Below are 14,853 nucleotides of genomic sequence, written 5' to 3' on the forward strand. Positions count from 1 at the left end.
AAGCTGATATCGGAACCGATCAGGACATCCAGGTCGGCGCCCCTCACGCCCGGCGGCGTGGTTCTCGATCGGCCACGGCCGCCCGGACGTAGGAGAACGTCGCCACAGCACACGACAGCAGCCGGAGGTGATCAGGTGCCGAGGACACTCCCGGAACCGACCGCTCCCTGGCCGTGCCGGGCGCCTTCGCCGGGTGCGCCCGCACCACCCGGCCGGCGCCGCCGCAGACCGGTTCCCGGTCCGGGCGGGCCTGTGGGGGCCACGAGATCGACGGCAGCGTCGCGATGAGCGTCATGTGCCACAGCGGCCCCGCCTCCGCCGGCGATCCGAGTGCCCGCGTCCCCGCCCCGATCGGCGAGGACGGGGCCGCCGTGCCGCCGCACGCGGAGAGGATGCCGGAGCGGCTCGCCGACAACGGAGGGCGCTTGGACCGTAAGGCCGAGCGGCGGCGCCGGTTCCTGTCCGGCGCCTCCCATGAGCTGCTCACCCCGCTCGCCGGGCTGCGGGCGCAGTTGGAGGAGGCCCGGCTGCACCCCGCCGAGACGGACCTCACCGAGCTCGTCGACCGCTCGCTCAAGGACGTCGACCGTCTGCAGGCGGTCGTCTCCGGCCTGCTGCTGCTCCTGAAGGCGGAGACGAAGCCGCCCCCCGGGAGAAGAGCGGCCGACCTGGCGGAGCTGGTCCGGACGGAGGTCTCCAGCCGGGCGCACCGGTCGCCGGTGCTGCTCCGGCTCATCGACGGCGTGGCGGTCCACGCCGTCGAGCACGAGATGCACCACCTGCTGGGCAACCTCCTGGACAACGCGCAGCGGCACGCCAGGAGCAGGGTGCTGGTCGAGGTGCGGCAGGAGGGCGCCCACGCGGAGCTCGCCGTCTCCGACGACGGCGGCGGCATCGCCGAAGCCGACCGGGAGAGGGTGTTCGAGCCGTTCACCCGGCTGGAGGAGCCCCGCAGCGCCGGCGGGGGCGGCTCGGGCCTGGGCCTGGCCATCGCGCGCGAGATCGTGCGGGCACACGGCGGGACCATCGGCGTGGAGGACGGGGCGGAGGGCGGCGCCCGGTTCGTCGTCCGCCTGCCGCTCGCCGATCCCGCGCCCGGCCGGGGGGCGTGACCGCTCCGTCAGCCGTCGCCGACCGGAATCACAGCTGTCAGCGTGGTGCCATGGCCGATCGGGCTGGTGACCTCGATCGCACCGCCGAGCGCCTGGACCCGGTCGATGAGACCGATGAGCCCCGAACCCCTGCCGGGGTCGGCGCCTCCTTTCCCATTGTCGCGGACCCCGACCCTCGCCGTGTCGCCCGCCGCCTCGACCTCGACGTACACCATCGTGGCCTGCGCGTGCTTGGCCACGTTCGTCAGGCACTCGGAGACGATGTAGTAGACCGCCACCTCGACCCGCTCCGGCAGGCGCCCGTCGACCCGTACGTCCAGCTCGACGGGGACGGCCGAGCGGCGCGCGAGCATCTTCAGCGCGGGCCCGAGGCCTCCTTTGGAGAGGATCGCCGGGTGGATGCCGCGCGACAGCTCCCGCAGGTCCTCCAGCACCAGCGTCAGGCCCTCGGCCGTGTGGGACAGCTGCTCCTTGAGCTTGGGCAGATCCGGTGGCACGGTGGTCTCCGCCATGCGCAACTGCAGCCCCAGGGAGACGAGGCGCTGCTGGGCCCCGTCGTGCAGGTCGCGTTCGATCCGGTGCCGGGTCTCGTCCGAGGCGGCGACCACGCGGGCCCGCGAGGCGGCGAGCTCGTCGCGGGCCTCGGCGTTGGAGATCGCGGTGGCGACCAGCTCGGTGAAGTCCCGCATGCGTTCCTCGACGTCGTCCGGCTGCGGCTCGGGAGCGCGGAAGAAGGCGATCATCACGCCCCACAGGCGGGCCTCGACGACGATGGGACTGGCGACTGCGGAGACGACCTGCTCGTCCCCGGCCCACCCGTCCAGTTCCCCTGCCTCGCCCTCCTTTGCCGTCATCCTGTCCGGCTGTCCCGTCCGCAGGACGAGGGCGGACAGGCCGCTCTCCCTGATCGGGCGGCGCGAGCCCACCGGCGGGGGAGACCCCTGGTCCGACGCGCTCCACGAGCCCGCCAGGACGACCGTACGGTCGGGCTCGTAGCGCTCGATCGCGGTGTGGTCCGCGTTCACGATCAGGCCCATCTCACGGGCGACCGCGCTGAAGATCTCCGTCGGCGAGACTCCGCGGGCGACCAAGGTGGCGACCCGTCGCAGGGCGGCCTGCTCCTCGGCGATCTTGGCGAGCTCGTCCCGGCTCGCCGCCAGGGCGGTGCTGATGGCCTCGCGGTCGCGCGCCGCCACCAGGACCGCTTCCAGCGAGGGCACCACGCGCTCCCGCAGGCGGCGCATCATGGCCGCCGGCAGGTTCGCGGGCACGACGAGCGTGCCGATCCCGGCGCCGTCGTCCGTCAGCCGCAGCGTGGTGTGGCGCGGGTCCTCGCCGACCGGCCCGAGTTCGATGGCCAGGAACGGCAGGCCGAGTCCCTGCGCCAGGCGCCGGGCCACGACCGGCAGCGCCGCGCGCAGATGTTCGGCACGCAGGAGGAGACGGGCCGTCCTGGCGTCGAGATCGGCTTCGCGGCGGCGTTCCTCCGCCTCGACGACCAGGGACCGCATCAGCGAGGCGGCGGCGCTCACCAGCAACCCGACGGTCAGGAAGACCAGCAGCGGCACCCACGTCCAGCCGCTGAAGATGGTGACCTGGTGGAGGGGCGCGATCTGGAAGAAGTCGTAGACCACGGCACTGGCCACGGCGACGATCACGCCGAGCCCCATACCCCAGAGGTACGCGACCACGAGAACGCCGAGCAGGTAAACTACGTCCAGGGCGTTGCTGGGCGCCACCTGCGCCAGCGCAAAGGCTATGAATGTCTCGGCTGCCACGCATGCGGCGCCCGTCAGGATGCCCCACAGGAGAGGCGGGCGGCTCGCGCGTAGCAGCAACGACAGCAACCGCGCGCGCACAAGGCCACACTACTCTCGCAGGACTGATAGAGGTATAGGCGAAAGCCCTGGTCAACGCCGTCGCCGGCCGCATCGGACCGGCACGCGACGAAGGCGGCAGAGCGGTGGACGATACTCCGACGCGAGTGGTGCTGGCGGACGACGACGTCCTGCTGCGTGAGGGGCTGGCCAGCCTGCTGGAGCGATCGGGGTTCGAGGTCGCCGGCCAGGCGGGGAACGCGGCCGAGCTGCTCGCCCTCGTACGGGAGCACCACCCGGATCTCGCCGTCGTCGACATCCGGATGCCTCCGGCGCACGCGACGGAGGGCGTCGAGGCGGCCAAGGTGATCCGCGCGGAGTTCCCCGAGGTGGGCATCCTGCTGCTGTCGGCGCACGTCGAGGTCGAGCAGGCGATGGAGCTGCTCGCCACCGGGCACCGGATCGGCTACCTGCTCAAGAGTAGGGTGACCGCGGTGTCCGACTTCGTCGAGACGCTCCAGCGCATCGTCCACGGCGGCTCGGTCGTCGACCCCAGCCTCGTGGCCGAGCTCTTCAACGCGCGCCGCCGGCATGATCCACTGGAGGAGCTCACGCAGCGCGAGCGCGAGGTGCTCTCCCTCATGGCGGAGGGCCGGTCGAACGCGGGGATCGCGCACAAACTGTGGATCACCGAGGGCACGGTCGAAAAGCATGTCCGCAGCATCATGTCGAGGCTGCGGCTGCCGGAGGCGGAGGACGACCACCGCCGCGTGCTCGCGGTGCTCGCGTTCCTCGACGCCCGCTGAGGCCGTACCGGTGTCGCCGGTCCGGCCCGTTCAGGCGTCCGCGCCCCGCAGGATCTCGTCGATGGCCCGTCCCGACAGGCGCGGCTTGGACAGGAAGGCGACGGCCGGGCTGGTCGCGATCAGCTCGGCGAAGTCCTGCTCCTCATACGTCGAGATCAGGATGACCCGCGGCGGGTCCCCGTCGCCCGCGTCGTGCAGACGCCGGGCCAGGTCGAACCCGTTCTCCCCGCCCAGGTCGATGTCGACCAGCACGACATCCGGCCGGAGCTCGCCGAACCGGCCGAGCGCCTCGGCGATCGTGGACGCGACGCCCACGACGGCGACGCCGTCCGCCTCCAGCAACAGGCGGGCGGCCTCCTTGAAGTAATCGCTGTCGTCCACGATCAGACACCGCAGGGGCACGTCTTCAGAGTGACATCGGAACGCGCCCGCGTCATTGCAGCTAGCTGGCATGCCGAGGTGCCGCGGGCACGCCCGTCGCATGGGGGCTGCCGGCGCAGACGGCGGTGCCTCCCAGAGGCCATCGTGGGAGGTGTCAGCGAGCGACCGCGCGGCAGGTGAGATCACCCGGGGCCCGGAAGGAGGCGGCGATGCCGACCGACCGCCACGAAGCGTGGGACGGCGAGGCCACCGGCCGGGGTCCGGCCGCGCCGACGCCGGTCGGGTCCGCTGCGGGCCCGGAGCGGGCCACCGGCACGTCCCGGATCGTCGTGGCCGACGACGGAGTGGAGCTGTACGTCACGGTGGACGGCCGCGCCGACGCCGAGACGACCATGGTGTTCTGCCACGGGCTGTCCTCATGCCTGGAGTGCTGGGAGAACCAGCGGACGGCCTTCGCCGGCCGGGCCCGTGTGGTGACGTACGACCAGCGCGGTCACAACCGGTCGGGTCAGGGCTCCCCGGGGTCGGTCACCGTCGCGCAGCTCGGCCGCGATCTCCGGCGGATCCTCGACGAGGTCGTCCCGGCGGGACCGGTGATCCTGGTGGGACACTCCATGGGCGGCATGACGATCATGGCGCTGGCGCAGGCCCACCCGGAGCTGTTCGGCCGGCGCGTCGCGGGTGTCGCGCTGCTGGCGACCTCGGCGGGCGGGCTGGCCGGCGTGACGCTGGGCCTCCCGGCGTACGGCGCGAGGCTGCTGCGGCCGCTGGTGCCCGCGCTGCTCAGGCTGCTCGGCGACGACCCGGCCCGCCACGGGCGCCATGCCGTGGACGAGATCGTGCACCTGCTGGTGCGGCACTACTCCTTCACCTCGCAGGTGCCGTCGAGCGTGCGGGAGGCCGCGGTCCGGGTCATCTGCTCCGCCCCGGCGCAGGTGTTCCGGGACTTCTACCCGGCCCTGATGGCGTACGACGGGTTCGCCGCGCTCGCGGCGCTGCGGGAGATCCCCACTCTGATCATGGCCGGCCGCGACGATCTCGTCACGCCGGTCGGGCACAGCGAGGCGATCGCGTGCGCCCTGCCCTCGGCTCGCCTCGTGGTGCTGCCGTCCGGCCACAACCTCATGCTCGAACGGCCTCTCGGCGTCAACGCCGCACTCGGCCGCCTGCTGCGCCTGGTCACCCGGCCCCAACCGGCTCTTCGTGAAGTGTCCGCCGCCTGCTGAAGGATCGAGGTGACACGCATGTGCCCGCACACCCCGCCGTGTCCGACCGCGTACGCCCCCGACCACGACGCCGCCCGTCTCGTGGCCTTCCACCCCGAGCAGGGGTGGGGACTGCTCTGCAACGGTGTCGTGGTGTTCGAGGACACCGGCGAACTGCTGCCCGACGGCCGGAGCCTTCTCCCGCACCGGGCCTGCTATGCGCGGGCCGCGTGAGTCCACGGGCGTGGCATGGCTGGCCATGCTCGTCCCCATGACCCGGCGGCCGCACGGCGCCTTCCCGGGGGAACGGCTCCCGGCCGCGCCGGACGACGCGGCCGACGACGGCGTGCCGAACGTGCGCCGGGCCTCCTGGGTCCTCCCCGCCGTCCCGTCCTCCACGAGCCGGGCGCGCCGGCTCGTCCGCGCCGCGCTGCGGGACTGGGCGGGCACCGCGGAGGGCGAGGCGTCCGAGGTGGCCGAACTGCTCGTCAGCGAGCTGGTCGCCAACGTCCTGCGGCACGGGCGGGGGGAACCAGTCCTCACGCTCCTGCTGCGGGACGACGTCCTGCGGTGCGAGGTCGAGGACGAGGCCCGCGTTCCGCTGCGGGCCCGCGACGGGTCACCGGACGAGGACGAGGGCGGCCGGGGGCTGCCGATCGTCGAGTCCCTGTCCCGCGCCTGGGGATTGCGCCCGACGAGCAGGGGGAAGGCCGTCTGGTTCGAGCTGGCGGTGCGGTGCTAGCTCCAGTGAGGCGGGCGTTCCTCCAGCAGGCGGGAGACGTCGGAGTCGGAGCGCCAATCGCCCCACCCGAGGTCGGTGTCGTCGCTCGTCTGGTCGGGCAGCACCGGCAGCCCCTCGTCGAAGAGGTCCACCGGACGCATGTCATCCGGATGCTGCACACTCACGCGGCCAATGCTACTGGCTCCGCCCCGGAGCCGCGAAGCCGCGAGAGGCGGGGAGCCGTGGAGCCGCGCGGCCAGGGGGCGGTGAGTCCCGGGCAGCCGTGGAACCTGGCAGCCGTGGAGTCGGGACCACGGCCGGGCGGCGCTGGGACTCCTTCCCTCGAGGGGAGATCACGCCGCCTCATCGCCGGGCAAACGTCACGCCCGTACCACCGGACAGCCAACCGCACGCAAAGGTACGATGCGGGAGCAGGGAGCACGCCGGACGAACCCCCCGTGAGGCGGCATGGCAACGCCAGCAGGATGGCGGCAAGAGGGCAACCTGCCCGTGGAGCTGACCAGCTTCGTCGGGCGGACGCGGTTGCTCGCATCGCTGCGACAGAAGCTGCAGGAGTACCGGCTGATCACCGTGACGGGCATCGGCGGAGTCGGCAAGTCGCGCACCGCGCTGCGTCTCGCACACCAGGTGCGACGGCAGTTCAGGGACGGCGTCTGGTACGTCGACCTGGCCCGGCTGCAGGACCCCGCGATGGTCTACCACACGATCACGGCCGCGCTCGGCATCGCCGACCAGTCGCCCCGCGGAGGGGCGGACACCCTCGCCGAATGGCTGGCCGAACGGGAGCTCCTGCTCATCCTGGACACCTGTGAGCACCTGGTCGACGCGTGCGCCCAGCTCACCCAGGAACTGCTCAACACGGCGCCGCACCTGCGCATCCTCGCGACCAGCCGGCGGTCGCTCAACGCGCCGGGCGAGTACACGGCCGCCGTGCCGCCGCTGACCGTGCCCGGCGACAACCCCTTGGACAACGCGTTCACCAACGAGGCCGTCGAGCTGTTCGGCGCGCGGGCCTCCGCCGTCGTGCCCGACTTCGGGGTGGACGAGGACAACATCACGGCCGTCGCCGAGCTGTGCCGCCGCCTCGACGGGATCCCGCTGGCCATCGAACTGGCCGCCGTGCGCCTGCGCACGCTGTCGGTCGAGCAGATCCTCGCGCTGCTCGCCGACCGGTTCAGCCTGCTCGCCGGAGCCAGCCGTACGGCGCTGCCCCGCCACCAGACGCTGCGCGCGGCGATCGGCTGGAGCCACGAGCTGTGCGAACCGGCCGAGCGGCTGTTATGGGCGCGGCTGTCGGTGTTCGCCGGCGACTTCGAGCTGGAGGCGGCCCGGCAGGTCTGCGCCGGCGACGCCCTGCCCTCCGACCGGATCCTCGACGTGATCGGCGGCCTGGTCGACAAGTCGGTCCTGCTGAGCTTCCCCACTCCGGCCGGTCAGCGCTACCGGCTGATCGACACGCTGCGGCAGTACGGCGGCGAGTGGCTGGACAAGCTCGGCGAGACGCAGGACCTGCGTCTCGCCACCGCGACTACTACCTCCAGCTCGCCGAGCGCAGCGAACACTCGTGGTCGGGACCGCGCCAGGTCCACTGGTACACGCGGATGCGCCAGGAGCACGACAACATCCGCGTCGCCCTCGACTACTGCCTTTCCACCCCCGGTGAGGAGCGCGTCGGCCTCGAGCTGCTGTCGGCGCTGTGGTTCCTGTGGGTCTCCTGCGGCTTCGCCCGCGAGGGCGTGATCTACCTGGAGCGCGCGCTCAAGGCCAGCCCCTCGCCCAGCAAGGAACGCTGCAAGGCCCTGTGGGTGCTGGCCTACATCCGCAGCGCCCAGGGCGACATGGCCGGCGCGCTCGCCGCGGCCGAGCAGTGCAGCACCGACGCGGTGCGCGTGGGCGACTCGGGCGCGGTGCTGCTCGCGACCAAGATGCAGGGCACCGCGGCCATGCTGCAGGGCGACGCGAAGAAGGCGACCGCGCTGCTCGGCGTCGCGATCGAGTTCCACCGCGGCGGCCGGGAGCTGAACCCGGGCCTGCTGCCGGCGATCGTCGAGCTGTCCATGGTGCTGTTCGCGCAGGGCGATTTCGAGGAGGCGGAGACGCTGCTCGTCGACTGCCTGCAGGTCTGCCAGGAGCGCGGCGAGCTGTGGCTGCGGTCCTACGCCTGGTACGTCTCCTCCCTCGTCCACCGGGCGACCGGCAGGCGCGACGAGGCGCTGGTGGCGTGCAAGGAGGCGCTGCGCATCAAGCGGCACTTCCACGACGTGCTCGGGATCGTCCTGTGCGTGGACAACCTCGCGACCCTGAACCTCGAGGCCGGTGAGCCGGAACGGACGGCGACCCTCCTCGGGGCGGCCCAGGCCAACTGGCGGACCTTCGGGCTGCCCCAGTTCGGGTCGCCGTTCTTCACGACCGAGCACGAGCAGTGCGTCAAGGAGTGCAAGAAGCTGATCGGCGACGCCGCCTACGACGAGGCGTACGCCGTCGGGACCCGGTTCAGTCTGGGCGACCTCGTCGAGTACGCGCTGGACGACCTCGACGACTTCCACCTGGACTGACCGGGTTCAACCCGGACCGAACGGGTTCAACCTGGACCGGACGGGCCGCCGATGTCACCGACGGTCACTGCCAGGCGCCGACGTACCGGGAGCTGGTCAGCGAGTAGTCCACGCTGCCGCTGATCCAGTACTGCAGGCCGTTCACGTACGCGTCGACGGCGGGCGAGCCGAGGGCCTCGGTGGCCGGGGTGAGCGCCGCCATCGCGGCGACCGCCTCGTCGCGCATCGCGCCGATCCGGTCCATCGCCTCCTGGACCGTGCAGCCGGTGTGCCCGACCAGCACGCTGACGAGGTTGTTGCGGATGTTCGCCTCACCTCGCTCCTTGGCGTACGAGATGAGGTCGTTGTCCCAGACGACCACGTCGTTGGCGTGCTCGGTCATCTCGTGCACCACCGGATGGCGCCACTCGTCCATCGTGAGGCAGACCTCCGCGGCCACGTCGATCAGCGCGAAGACGGTGAGCATCGCGCCGGTCCTGCGGCGCATGAAAATGTAGTCGTCGATCGTGGGAACGACGTCGTCCTCCCGGTTGGCGGCCTCCCAGACCTGGGCGAACAGATAGTCCTTGGTCGTCGCGCGCCACCGGTCGAGCTGGTCGGCGGTGCCGTGTTTCCAGATCCGCGTCTTGATGTCGAGGAGCGCGCGGGCGAAGACGTTCTCGACCGGTTCGTCCCCCTCGTTGTCCTCGACCACGCTGTAGAGCTGGGGCAGGGCCCGGGCGATCTCGGCCGCCCGCCGGTCCGACTCGCAGTAGGCGTCGTCGAACGCGAACAGCCACACGCACCAGTCCGTGACGAGCTGGCACAGTTCCCGGGAGGCGTACGGGTAGGTCCGGGCGCCGAGCCATCCGTAGCGAGCGAGCCGGAAACGCTCGAGCTGGTCGTCGTCGGCGATCATGCCGGAGGCGGCCAGCCAGGCCAGCGTGTCTCGGTTCACCTCGTCGACGTGCGGGTTCACCGCACTCGGGAAGGGGCAGGTGAGCGAGGGAAGGCGGAGGGGGCGCCCACTGAGGGAATCCGCTTTCGCAGTAGCCATCCGACAAGCATGGTCCTACCAGATGATCGGCGCTAGCCTTACCATAATTACGGACACATCGGCCACACAGATCTGCTCAGCTCTGCTCAGCCGGATGAGCCCTCGATGAGGGTGACGATCTCCGCGTCCCCGAACATGCGGGCGGCGTCGACGGCCGACGGCATCCCGGCGTAGCGATCGGCTCCCATCTCCAGCAACGCCCGCACGACCTCGGGCTCCTTCTTGAACACCGCGCCGGCGAGCGGGGTCTGCCCGCGGTCGTTGGCGAGGTCGGGGTCCGCGCCCCGCTCGCCCAGGGCGCGCACCGTGGCGGCGTGCCCGTGGTAGGCCGCCAGCATGAGCAGGGTGTCGCCCTTCTGGTTGCGCAGGTTGACGGGCACGCCCGCGTCGACGTACGCGCACAGCGCCTCGGTCCGCCCCGACCTCGCGAGGTCGAAGAGCCTGGTGGCGAACTCCTCCAGCTCAGGGTCCGGCTCCATGTTCCCCATAGTCCAACGGTAAGGTCGCCGCTACCCCTCCGGAATCGAGCACGGAACAAGCATGGAATCGACCGGGGGTCCCGTAGGTTCACTAGGTAAAGACTTCGTGAGAAAGGCTGGGACACGTGTCCGACCCCACGGATCTCTATCGGCTCGACGGGGACCTGCCCGAGCTGACCGATCCGGTGCTGCTCTACCACTTCGAGGGGTTCGTCGACGCCGGCGCCGCCGGGCGGCTGGCCCTGGGGCACCTCCTCGCCGAACTGGAGCACCGGGTCATCGCGACCTTCGACGTGGACCGGCTGCTCGACTACCGGTCCCGCCGCCCGGCGATGACCTTCGACACCGATCACTGGAGCGACTACGACACTCCTGAGCTGGCGGTCTACCTGACCAAGGACGTCACAGGCACGCCGTTCCTCATCCTGAACGGCCCGGAGCCGGACCGGGAGTGGGAGCTGTTCACCGAGGCCGTCGGCATGCTGGTGACCCGGCTCAACATCAGCAGGCTGGTGACCGTCCACGGCATCCCGATGGGCGTCCCGCACACCCGGCCGCTCGGCATGACGGCCCACGCCACGCGCCCCGACCTCGTCCACGGGCAGACCAGCCCCTTCGGCAAGGTCCGCGTCCCGGGGAGCCTCGCCGCGCTCATCGAGTTCCGGCTCGGGGCGAAGGGTCACGACGCGCTCGGCTACGCCGTCCACGTGCCCCACTACCTCGCCCAGGCGGAGTACCCGCAGGCCGCCGTGACGGCACTGGAGGCCGTCACCCGCGGCACCGGGCTGGTCTTCCCCACGGACGCGCTCAGGGACGCGGCCGACAAGACCAACACCGAGATCGAGGAGCAGATCGCGGCGTCCGAGGAGCTCGCCGGCGCCATCCACGGCCTGGAGCAGCAGTACGACGCGTTCCAGTCGGGCGCCGAACGGGAGAGCCTGCTGGCAGAGGAGGCGCAGATGCCCACGGGCGACGAGCTCGCCGCCCAGTTCGAGGCGTTCCTCGCCGAACGGGACGACCGCGACACCTGAGCCGCCGCGGAACCCCCGCCCCGACCCATCCGAAGGACCCCTCGCCCCTCATGCCGCCCTCAGATTCCCCCGGAATTCGCGTCGGATTGGCCGGTTTCGGTCCGGCCGGATCCTTTTTCCACGCGCCGCTGATCGCCGCCACGCCGGGACTGCGCCTCACCGCCGTCGTCACCCGCGACCCCGCCAGGGCCGAGCGCGTCCGCGCGCACTATCCCGGCGCGGACGTCGTGCCCGCCGCGGACGACCTGTGGGACCGCTGCGATCTCGTGGTGATCGCGACGCCGAACCGCACGCACGTGCCCCTGGCGACCGAGGCGCTCAAGGCCGGGCTTCCCGTGGTCGTCGACAAGCCGCTGGCCGGCGCCGCCGCGGAGGCCCGCGACCTCGTACGGCTCGCGCGCGACCGCGGGCTGATGCTGACGGTCTTCCAGAACCGGCGCTGGGACGGCGATTTCCTCACGCTGCGCCGGCTGCTGCCCGAGCTGGGCGAGGTCCACCGGTTCGAGTCGCGGTTCGAGCGGTGGCGGCCGGTGCCCAAGGGCGGCTGGCGCGAGTCGGGCGGCCCGGAGGAGATCGGCGGCACTCTCTACGACCTCGGCAGCCACCTGGTGGATCAGGCCCTGCGGTTGTTCGGCCCGGTCTCCCAGGTGTACGCGGAGACCGACGTCAGGCGGGCCGGGGTGCGCAACGACGACGACGCGTTCGTCGCGCTGACCCACCGGAGCGGGACCCGCTCGCACCTGTGGATGAGCGCGGTGGCCGCGAACCTCGGCCCGAGGTTCCGGGTGCTCGGCTCCCGCGCGTCGTACGTCAAGTGGGGGCTGGACCCCCAGGAGGAACGCCTGCGCGCGGGCGAACGCCCGGACGCCGCCGACTTCGGCCCGGGCAGGAGTTCCGGTGCGGGCACCGGATGGGGGGCGGAGGCCTCAGGAGGCTGGGGCACGCTCGGGGTCGAGGGCGACGCCCGCCCGGTCCCGACCGAGCCCGGGGCGTACCAGCGGTTCTACGAGGGCGTCGTGGCCTGCCTGCGGGACGGCGCGCCGCCCCCGGTCGAGCCGGACGACGCCGCGGAGGCCATCGCCGTCCTGGAGGCCGCCGCCCTCTCGGCCGCCCGCGGCCAGGTGGTCACCCTTCCCGATCAGGAGGAATAGCCACCGGGTTTCCCGAGCCCGGCGTCCCCCTTTCGTCGCCGGGGCGGATCAGCCCGCGCCGGCCCGGGACTCCGTCGCGGGGGCGTCCGGGGCGGTGGCGAGCCTGCGGGCGACTTCGACCACCGTCTCGCGGCGCCGGGCCAGGGCGGCCTGCTCGGTCTCCTCGTCCAGAACGAGGCGGCACATCTGGGGCACCGCGAAGTTCCACGAGATCAGTCCCATGATGGTGAACAGCAGGTCCTGGCAGGCGCGGACCCGCGTGTCCTCGGGAAGATGGCCGACCGCGCCCGCGTCCACGAGTTGGTCGACCTTCTCGCGGAAAGCGTCACGCCGCTCCCGCTCGCTCTCGCCGGGTTCGTCGCACGCCTCCAGCGCCTCCCACAGCAGCAGCCTGATCAGCTCCGGGTGTTCCCGATACCAGTCGAACATCTGCCCGACCGACTCGGCCACCGCGTCGGGATCGATGGAGACGGAGACGCGGACCTCCTCCAGCTTCGCCCGCAGGACGGCGGCGAACAGCTTCTCCTTGCTGCCGTAATACAGGTAGATGGCCTGCTTGTTGGCCTTGGCGGCCGTCGCGATGCGGTCCACCCTGGCCCCGGCCAGGCCGTGCTCGGCGAACTCGGCGGCGGCGGCGTCGAAGATCCGCCGTCTGGTGTCCTCCGCGTCGTAGGCCATGAAGGAATTAAACCATCCGGTTGACTCCTTGCCGTCCAGGCGGCAGTATCAGGTCAGCAATAAAACAACCAGATGGTTTAATTTATCGAAAGGCTCTCCCATGAGCACTGTGACACCCATCCCCGTCCGGTCGCCGCTGCCGAGCGCCCTCTCCGGCACGACCGCCGTCCTCGTCGGCGGAAGCTCGGGCATCGGGCTGGCGGCGGGCGTCCTGCTGCGTTCGATCGGCGCCCGCGTCGTGCTGGTCGGCCGCGACCCCGACCGGCTCAAGGCCGCCGTTTCCCGGGTGCGCGGCGTTTCCCGGGTGCGCGGTGCGGGCCCGGCCGAAGACTCCGACGACGCCGTGCTGGGCGTTCCCGGCGACGGCGGAGACGAGCAGACCCTCGCCGAGGCCTTCGACAGGGCGGGTCACGTCGACCACGTGTACGTCACCGCCGGCGGCCTCAGCGGCATCGGCCCCCTGACCGCGCTGCCGGCCGACGACATCCGCACGACCCTCGGCTCGGGCCCCCTCCAGACGGTCTTCGCCGTCGCCCGCGCGGCGGCGGCCCGGCTTCCCGCGGGAGGCTCGCTCACGTTCAGCTCGGGCATCCTCGTGGTCCGCCCTTATCCCGGGATGACCGTCCCGCTGTCACTCGCCGGCGCCGTGGAGACCCTCACCAGGGCCCTCGCCGTCGAGCTCGCCCCCGCACGGGTGCGCGTGAACACCGTCCGCTACGGCCGGATCGACACCCCGCTCCTGCGCTCGCTGCCGGGGCTGGACTCCGACGACGCGGTCGCCGCCGCCGGATCCACCGCCCCCCTCGGCCGGTTCGGCACCGCCGAGGAGGCCGCCGCCACGGCCGTCTTCCTCATGGCCAACAACTACGTCACCGGCCAGGTCATCACCGTCGACGGCGGCGAAACGCTCGCCTGACCCCGCTTCCGGCGGCGGGGGTCAGTCGCGGAGGCGGGCGCGCAGCGCGTCGGTGTCGGCGTCGGTCCAGCCGTGGGTGTGCAGCCAGCCGAGGGGGCCGTCGAACCGGTCGTCCAGCGTCGACAGGAACTTGTCCATGTACTCGGGCCGCGGCAGGTGGCTGTCGGCCGGCTTCGAGTCGAGATCCTCACGGTAGGTGCGGCTGGCACGCAGCCGGGCGAGGATGCCCTCCAGCCGTTGGCCGGTGGCGACGTAGTCCTCGACGATCGCCTCCCGGGTGGCGCCCGCGACGGCGAGCGCCAGGGCGCAGACCACTCCGGTGCGGTCCTTGCCCGCCGCGCAGTGGACCACGGCCATGCCGTCGTCACGGGCGAGCACCCGCAGGGCGGCCACCACCGAGTCGGGCCGGTCGCGCAGATATCCGTAGTAGTAGCCGGTCACGCGGAGTTCGGCCAGGTCCTCCTCGTCCCGCTCGCCCTGCCACGGCAGGGCCCTGTCGTCGATGGTGTCGGCCTCGACGTCGGTGAGGTGCCCGCCCTCCGCGAACAGGCTGTGGTGGTGGATGCCGACCTCCGGGAGGAGGGTCAGCGGACCGGGCCCCTCCAGGCGTACCTCGGTCTCCGACCGCAGGTCGACCACGTGCCGCAGCTTGAGGTCGCCCACGAGCAGTGCCACGTCGCCCTCGGTCAGGCCCTGCAGGTTGTCGGCCCGCAGGATCCGGCCGGGCACCGTGGTCCCGCCGTCCGCGGTGGGCAGCCCGCCGAGGTCCCGTACGTTCGCCGCGCCTTCCAGAACGATCCAACGCTCGTATGCATTCATCAAGCCGAGCCTATCCGTCCCTCTATGACGGAAGAATGAGTGCAGAGTGAAGATCTGCGCCTGCTGTCGCATCGGTCCCGCTACCCGCCTCAACGTCCCTTCCTGAAAGAACGAGGCGCGTGATG

The 14,853-nt window shown here is 71.9% G+C and carries 18 protein-coding genes and 1 pseudogene; 11 read left to right on the forward strand and 8 right to left on the reverse strand.

Features of this window, described 5'->3' with window-relative positions:
* Window positions 1–43 precede the first annotated feature (43 nt).
* Window positions 44–295, reverse strand: coding sequence for a hypothetical protein (locus HHX35_RS26705; protein WP_182901467.1), 252 nt, complete (start codon window positions 293–295; stop codon window positions 44–46).
* A 97-nt stretch (window positions 296–392) separates the two neighbouring features.
* Between HHX35_RS26705 and HHX35_RS45200 the strand changes: the two are divergent.
* A pseudogene (locus HHX35_RS45200) lies at window positions 393–623 on the forward strand (histidine kinase dimerization/phospho-acceptor domain-containing protein); the annotation flags it as partial.
* Window positions 624–1,112, forward strand: coding sequence for a sensor histidine kinase (locus HHX35_RS45205; RefSeq protein WP_396780933.1), 489 nt, complete (start codon window positions 624–626; stop codon window positions 1,110–1,112).
* An 8-nt stretch (window positions 1,113–1,120) separates the two neighbouring features.
* On the opposite strand, the gene HHX35_RS26715 is transcribed toward HHX35_RS45205, so the two are convergent.
* On the reverse strand, window positions 1,121–2,971 hold the full coding sequence (locus HHX35_RS26715) for a DUF4118 domain-containing protein (protein WP_182901469.1): 1,851 nt from the start codon (window positions 2,969–2,971) through the stop codon (window positions 1,121–1,123).
* Between the two features lie 104 nt (window positions 2,972–3,075).
* On the opposite strand from HHX35_RS26715, the gene HHX35_RS26720 reads away from it, so the two are divergent.
* Window positions 3,076–3,735 (forward strand): response regulator transcription factor, encoded by a 660-nt coding sequence (locus tag HHX35_RS26720; RefSeq protein ID WP_182901470.1) that lies wholly within the window; start codon window positions 3,076–3,078, stop codon window positions 3,733–3,735.
* Window positions 3,736–3,765: 30 nt separating this feature from the next.
* Here HHX35_RS26720 and HHX35_RS26725 read toward each other — a convergent pair whose 3' ends face one another.
* On the reverse strand, window positions 3,766–4,116 hold the full coding sequence (locus HHX35_RS26725; protein WP_220505914.1) for a response regulator transcription factor: 351 nt from the start codon (window positions 4,114–4,116) through the stop codon (window positions 3,766–3,768).
* A 209-nt stretch (window positions 4,117–4,325) separates the two neighbouring features.
* Here HHX35_RS26725 and HHX35_RS26730 point away from each other — a divergent pair, with 209 nt between their 5' ends.
* The 3 genes from HHX35_RS26730 to HHX35_RS26740 are packed head-to-tail and all read left to right on the forward strand — an operon-like array spanning window position 4,326 to window position 6,063.
* Window positions 4,326–5,342, forward strand: a complete 1,017-nt coding sequence (locus HHX35_RS26730) for an alpha/beta fold hydrolase (protein WP_182901472.1) — start codon at window positions 4,326–4,328, stop codon at window positions 5,340–5,342.
* Window positions 5,343–5,360: 18 nt separating this feature from the next.
* A complete protein-coding gene (locus tag HHX35_RS26735; protein WP_182901617.1) occupies window positions 5,361–5,555 on the forward strand; it encodes a DUF5999 family protein in 195 nt (64 codons plus the stop codon).
* Window positions 5,539–6,063, forward strand: a complete 525-nt coding sequence (locus HHX35_RS26740) for an ATP-binding protein (protein ID WP_182901473.1) — start codon at window positions 5,539–5,541, stop codon at window positions 6,061–6,063. The genes HHX35_RS26735 and HHX35_RS26740 overlap by 17 nt, the downstream gene beginning before the upstream one ends.
* On the opposite strand, the gene HHX35_RS26745 is transcribed toward HHX35_RS26740, so the two are convergent.
* Window positions 6,060–6,227 (reverse strand): hypothetical protein, encoded by a 168-nt coding sequence (locus tag HHX35_RS26745; protein ID WP_161627988.1) that lies wholly within the window; start codon window positions 6,225–6,227, stop codon window positions 6,060–6,062. The two genes, HHX35_RS26740 and HHX35_RS26745, sit on opposite strands and share 4 nt — an antisense overlap.
* Window positions 6,228–6,510: 283 nt before the next feature.
* On the opposite strand from HHX35_RS26745, the gene HHX35_RS43805 reads away from it, so the two are divergent.
* On the forward strand, window positions 6,511–7,803 hold the full coding sequence (locus HHX35_RS43805; protein WP_259405423.1) for an AAA family ATPase: 1,293 nt from the start codon (window positions 6,511–6,513) through the stop codon (window positions 7,801–7,803).
* Window positions 7,804–8,006: 203 nt separating this feature from the next.
* A complete protein-coding gene (locus HHX35_RS43810; protein WP_396780935.1) occupies window positions 8,007–8,618 on the forward strand; it encodes a tetratricopeptide repeat protein in 612 nt (203 codons plus the stop codon).
* Between the two features lie 64 nt (window positions 8,619–8,682).
* On the opposite strand, the gene HHX35_RS26755 is transcribed toward HHX35_RS43810, so the two are convergent.
* Window positions 8,683–9,555, reverse strand: a complete 873-nt coding sequence (locus HHX35_RS26755) for a 4-epi-cubebol synthase (protein ID WP_182901474.1) — start codon at window positions 9,553–9,555, stop codon at window positions 8,683–8,685.
* Window positions 9,556–9,740: 185 nt separating this feature from the next.
* Window positions 9,741–10,142, reverse strand: a complete 402-nt coding sequence (locus HHX35_RS26760) for an ankyrin repeat domain-containing protein (protein ID WP_182901475.1) — start codon at window positions 10,140–10,142, stop codon at window positions 9,741–9,743.
* Window positions 10,143–10,258: 116 nt separating this feature from the next.
* On the opposite strand from HHX35_RS26760, the gene HHX35_RS26765 reads away from it, so the two are divergent.
* Window positions 10,259–11,164: a proteasome assembly chaperone family protein gene (locus HHX35_RS26765; protein WP_182901476.1), complete on the forward strand. Its 906-nt coding sequence runs from the start codon at window positions 10,259–10,261 to the stop codon at window positions 11,162–11,164.
* Between the two features lie 50 nt (window positions 11,165–11,214).
* Window positions 11,215–12,315, forward strand: coding sequence for a Gfo/Idh/MocA family oxidoreductase (locus HHX35_RS26770; RefSeq protein ID WP_182901477.1), 1,101 nt, complete (start codon window positions 11,215–11,217; stop codon window positions 12,313–12,315).
* Window positions 12,316–12,363: 48 nt separating this feature from the next.
* On the opposite strand, the gene HHX35_RS26775 is transcribed toward HHX35_RS26770, so the two are convergent.
* Window positions 12,364–12,993: a TetR family transcriptional regulator gene (locus tag HHX35_RS26775; protein ID WP_182901478.1), complete on the reverse strand. Its 630-nt coding sequence runs from the start codon at window positions 12,991–12,993 to the stop codon at window positions 12,364–12,366.
* A gap of 100 nt (window positions 12,994–13,093) precedes the next feature.
* Here HHX35_RS26775 and HHX35_RS26780 point away from each other — a divergent pair, with 100 nt between their 5' ends.
* Window positions 13,094–13,909, forward strand: a complete 816-nt coding sequence (locus HHX35_RS26780; RefSeq protein WP_182901479.1) for an SDR family oxidoreductase — start codon at window positions 13,094–13,096, stop codon at window positions 13,907–13,909.
* Between the two features lie 21 nt (window positions 13,910–13,930).
* On the opposite strand, the gene HHX35_RS26785 is transcribed toward HHX35_RS26780, so the two are convergent.
* Window positions 13,931–14,728: a tyrosine-protein phosphatase gene (locus HHX35_RS26785; protein ID WP_182901480.1), complete on the reverse strand. Its 798-nt coding sequence runs from the start codon at window positions 14,726–14,728 to the stop codon at window positions 13,931–13,933.
* Between the last annotated feature and the right edge of the window lie 125 nt (window positions 14,729–14,853).

It is taken from the genome of Microbispora sp. H10830 (assembly GCF_014161375.1).
Classification (GTDB): domain Bacteria; phylum Actinomycetota; class Actinomycetes; order Streptosporangiales; family Streptosporangiaceae; genus Microbispora; species Microbispora catharanthi.

Bases quoted from the DNA above. Each gene is read 5' to 3' on its own strand.
- HHX35_RS26705 (WP_182901467.1), bottom strand. From the start codon at position 295: ATGACGCTCATCGCGACGCTGCCGTCGATCTCGTGGCCCCCACAGGCC.
- HHX35_RS26730 (WP_182901472.1), top strand. From the start codon at position 4,326: ATGCCGACCGACCGCCACGAAGCGTGGGACGGCGAGGCCACCGGCCGG.
- HHX35_RS26735 (WP_182901617.1), top strand. From the start codon at position 5,361: ATGTGCCCGCACACCCCGCCGTGTCCGACCGCGTACGCCCCCGACCAC.
- HHX35_RS26740 (WP_182901473.1), top strand. From the start codon at position 5,539: ATGCGCGGGCCGCGTGAGTCCACGGGCGTGGCATGGCTGGCCATGCTC.
- HHX35_RS43805 (WP_259405423.1), top strand. From the start codon at position 6,511: ATGGCAACGCCAGCAGGATGGCGGCAAGAGGGCAACCTGCCCGTGGAG.
- HHX35_RS43810 (WP_396780935.1), top strand. From the start codon at position 8,007: ATGCTGCAGGGCGACGCGAAGAAGGCGACCGCGCTGCTCGGCGTCGCG.
- HHX35_RS26760 (WP_182901475.1), bottom strand. From the start codon at position 10,142: ATGGGGAACATGGAGCCGGACCCTGAGCTGGAGGAGTTCGCCACCAGG.
- HHX35_RS26770 (WP_182901477.1), top strand. From the start codon at position 11,215: ATGCCGCCCTCAGATTCCCCCGGAATTCGCGTCGGATTGGCCGGTTTC.
- HHX35_RS26775 (WP_182901478.1), bottom strand. From the start codon at position 12,993: ATGGCCTACGACGCGGAGGACACCAGACGGCGGATCTTCGACGCCGCC.
- HHX35_RS26780 (WP_182901479.1), top strand. From the start codon at position 13,094: ATGAGCACTGTGACACCCATCCCCGTCCGGTCGCCGCTGCCGAGCGCC.
- HHX35_RS26785 (WP_182901480.1), bottom strand. From the start codon at position 14,728: ATGAATGCATACGAGCGTTGGATCGTTCTGGAAGGCGCGGCGAACGTA.